This window comes from Halochromatium sp. (genome assembly GCF_046541315.1).
In the GTDB taxonomy this organism is placed as follows: Bacteria; Pseudomonadota; Gammaproteobacteria; order Chromatiales; family Chromatiaceae; genus Lamprobacter.
The window spans coordinates 1-3,480 of the sequence record NZ_JBKHDN010000250.1; the positions used below are offsets into that span (position 1 = coordinate 1).

Sequence of the window (3,480 nt, forward strand, 5' to 3'; positions counted from 1 at the left end):
ATCGGCGCTGGCTGCACCGCGTTCTTAGGTTGCTGAGACAGCCGGACGCACCGAGCTGCAACGATCTCGAGGCCGATGCGTGCCATTTTGGGCGCTGGTATGCGGGGCCTGGCCGTAATCGCTACCAAGCATTCGCTGAATTTGAGGCCATTGGCCGGCGTCATGAGCGGGTGCAGGAACTCGCGACCCAATTGCTCACGCAGACCCGGGACGAGGCTACCGACGCCAGCGCGGAGCACTTACTGCCGCTACAGAAGGCGAACGATAAGCTGCTGAGAAAAATCGGGCAGCTCATCCAGCAAGTGACTCCGGCGGACGATTCCGGAACGGCTCGGCCAAACGGTTTATATCCCTGTGTCTGGAGCGAACTCGACTGAAGCGGTCGCGTCTGATCGGTGCCTGAGCGCGACCTGCATCACATCGATGCGGTCGTCGAGGAAGCCGGCCTCGCAATAAGACAGATAGTAGCGCCACATGCGCACGAAGCGCTCGTCGTAGCCGAGCGCGCGCACCTCGGGCTCGCGTTCGAGGAAGCGCCGATGCCAGGCGCGCAGGGTGCGCGCATAGTCCTGGCCGTGGAAGCCGCGCCGCACGACCTCGAGCCCGGCCGCTTGGGCGGCGGCATCGAAACGCCCGACCGTCGGTAGCATGCCGCCCGGGAAGATATAGTGCTGGATGAAATCCGGGCTCGCCTTGTAGTCCTCGAAGATGTCATCGGCGATGGTGATCACCTGCAGTGCCGCGGTGCCGCCGGGGCGCAGACGCTCGCGCAGGGTCTCCATATAGGTCGGCCAGTATTCCTCGCCGACCGCCTCGAACATCTCGATCGAGACGATGTGATCGAAGGTCTCGGTGACGTCGCGATAGTCCTGCAAGCGCAGCTCGACTTGAGCGGCGAGCGGGCTGCCGGCGAAGCGCGCCTTGGCCCAGGCCAGTTGCTCCTGCGAGAGCGTGATGCCGGTGAGCTTGAGTCCGCGTTGGGCGGCCGCTTCGGCCATCGCGCCCCAGCCGCAGCCGATTTCCAGCAGGTGCTCTCCAGGTTTGGCATCGAGCATTGCGAGCAGACGCTGATATTTGCGCTGCTGCGCCTGGGCGAGGGCTTGATCGTCGTCGTCATCCGCGGTCGGCGCGGCGATGTTCATGGTGGCATTGATGGCGGCGCCCAGCTCGGCGCCTGGCTCGGCGTCCAGCTCGGCGGCTGATTCGGGACTGGCGCCGGCAACGCCTGAACCCGCATAAAGGCCGCTGGAATAGGTCATGCTCTCATCGAGCCAGAGCCGGTAGAAGGCGTTACCCAGGTCATAGTGATAGGCGATATTGCGGCGACTGCCGGTGCGGGTATTGCTACGCCGCCGATGACGTCGCGGCGAGATCAGCTGGTGCAACGGGCCGCCGCGCTGGCGCGCGCGCCAGCGATGTTCGTTGACCGCGAGCAGGTGCAACAGCGCGGTCGGATCCGGGCTGTCCCAGTCGCCGGTCATCCAGCTCTCGCCGAGGCCAAGATGGCCCTTGGTCGCCAGCCGGCGCGCCATGCGCACCGGGCGGCGGATATGGATCTCGGCCTGGGGGCCGTCGCGATCGCTGTCCAGCAGGTAACTGCGCCGACCGAGCCGCAGTTGCAGTCGGCCGGCGGCGATGCGGTCGAACAACCGCGTGATCGGCCAGAGCACCGGTTTCGAGAGGGTGCGCAACACGGGGCCGAAGAGCGGTTGTTGCGGTGAGGGGAGGGCGGCCTCGGCCGTCTTGTCGCTTGCCATTAGGTCACCTTGGGCGGCGGCGGATCGGTTTTCGGGACATAGGGCGTTCCGCGCAGCCAGATCTTCAGCGCCTGCCAGTGGATCGCGGCGAGAACCTTAAAGCTCATCAGGGGCGTGCGCGCCAGCGCGCGCCACAGCGCCGGTTGGCTCAGCGGCTCGCCGACGCCGGTCTGGGTGGCGACCAGTTGCAAGCGGCCATCGGGGTGGAACTGGCGAATGAAGACGCCAAGTTTGTCGCCCGGCTCGGCGAGGCGGAAGTGGTACGCATGGCCCATCTCCATCAGCGGCGAGACGTAGAAGCACTTGGTGGCCTGGTCGCGCACCGGCCAGGCTAACGGCTCACCGCCATTGGCGAGCAGATAGAAATGCGATTCGCCGAAGGTATTGCTGACCTCGGCAAGCACCGCGCGCAACCGCCCGTCGGCGTGTTCGCAATACCAGAGGCTGAGCGGGTTGAAGCCATAGCCGAGCACACGCGGCATGCACAGCAGGCGGATGCGTCCGCCTTCGAGATCGATGCCCCGTGCGCGCAGCAGTTGCTCAGCCCAGGGCCGCAGCGGCGAGCCATCGCGCGGACCGTGATCCTCGGGCGCGAAGCGCAGCAGGCCGAAGCCCTTGCCGATACGCAACAGGCCTGGCACCTGGTCGAGCGCATCGAGGTCCAGCAGCAGACTGAAGACGCGATAGGTAAACCGGTACGGCGCCGGGAACAGGCGCCGGTGCATCACGTGGGTGAAGTAGATGCGGTGCGGGTTCGTGTTCATGTGCTCGCAGCCGTCACGGGTGCCGGTGCCGGCGCCCTGAGCATGGAGGTGTCGACACCGAAGCGCTCGGCCATCGCTACCGCCGAGGCCAGTCCGTCCTCATGGAAGCCATAGCCGAAATAGCTGCCGCAGAACCAGAGCCGGTCCTGGCCCTGCAAGTCGGCGAGCCGTGGTTGGGCATCCATCGCGGCCTGGTCGAAGACCGGGTGGTCGTAGTCCATCTCGGCGATGATGGTCTCGTCGGCGGGCGGGCGGAGCGGATTCAGCGAGACCAGATAATCGTGCTGGGTCTCGAGCCCTTGCAGCCGGTTCATCCAGTAGGTCACCGAGACCGCGCTGGTACCATCCTGCGCCACTTGCGAGAGGTAATTCCAGGACGACCAGACCTGGCGGCGCTGGGGCATCAGGCCGCTGTCGGTGTGCAGATAGGTGCGATTCGGCTGATAGCGGAAGCGGCCCAGTAGATCCTGCTCGGCGGCGCTGGGCTGTTGCAACAGCGCCAGCGCCTGATCGGCATGGCAAGCGAGCACGACGTCATCGAAGCGGGGACGCGCGCCGGAGGCCAGGCTCACCTCGACCCCGTGCTGGGTGCGGTGGACGGCCTGTGCCGCATCGAGCCGCACCTGCTCATGGCCGATGTCCTCGAGGAAGCGTTCGACATAGCGCGCGCTGCCGCCGCTGACCGAGCGCCACAGCGGGCGGTCGATCAGGTTCAGCAGACCGTGATTGTTGAAGAAGCGCGCCAGGCTCTCGGCCGGAAAATCGAGCATGGTGCGGGTCGGGCAGGACCAGATCGCCGCCGCCATCGGCAGCAGGAAGTGATCGCGAAAGTGCTCGCTCATGCGCTCACGTTCGAGCAGGGCGCCGACGCTGAGGCCATCGAAGCCGCCCTCGCGCAGCATCCGCTTGCAGCGCCGATTGAAGCGCAGGATGTCGCTGACCATGCGCAGGAAGCGCGG

Annotated in this window: 4 protein-coding genes; 1 reads left to right on the top strand and 3 read right to left on the bottom strand. The window is 66.2% G+C overall.

Annotated features, from left to right (window positions below; all coding sequences use genetic code 11):
- The coding region (locus tag ACLFQI_RS12610; RefSeq protein WP_410759829.1) for a CZB domain-containing protein at positions 1 to 377 on the top strand (377 nt) is incomplete at its 5' end.
- Here the strand turns inward: ACLFQI_RS12610 and ACLFQI_RS12615 are convergent.
- The 3 genes from ACLFQI_RS12615 to ACLFQI_RS12625 form a co-directional block, all read right to left on the bottom strand.
- Positions 345 to 1,757 carry a class I SAM-dependent methyltransferase gene (locus ACLFQI_RS12615; RefSeq protein ID WP_410759830.1) on the bottom strand — a complete coding sequence of 471 codons (1,413 nt, stop codon included), beginning with the start codon at positions 1,755 to 1,757 and terminating at the stop codon, positions 345 to 347. The genes ACLFQI_RS12610 and ACLFQI_RS12615 overlap by 33 nt on opposite strands.
- Entirely contained in the window at positions 1,757 to 2,521 is a 765-nt protein-coding gene (locus ACLFQI_RS12620; protein WP_410759831.1) for a DUF1365 domain-containing protein, read from the bottom strand. Before ACLFQI_RS12620 ends, ACLFQI_RS12615 begins: the two co-directional genes overlap by 1 nt.
- The coding region (locus ACLFQI_RS12625) for an NAD(P)/FAD-dependent oxidoreductase (protein ID WP_410759832.1) at positions 2,518 to 3,480 on the bottom strand (963 nt) is incomplete at its 5' end. The genes ACLFQI_RS12625 and ACLFQI_RS12620, both read right to left, overlap by 4 nt.

Coding starts and splice junctions, on each gene's coding strand:
- ACLFQI_RS12615 (WP_410759830.1), bottom strand. CDS start 1,757: ATGGCAAGCGACAAGACGGCCGAGGCCGCCCTCCCCTCACCGCAACAA.
- ACLFQI_RS12620 (WP_410759831.1), bottom strand. CDS start 2,521: ATGAACACGAACCCGCACCGCATCTACTTCACCCACGTGATGCACCGG.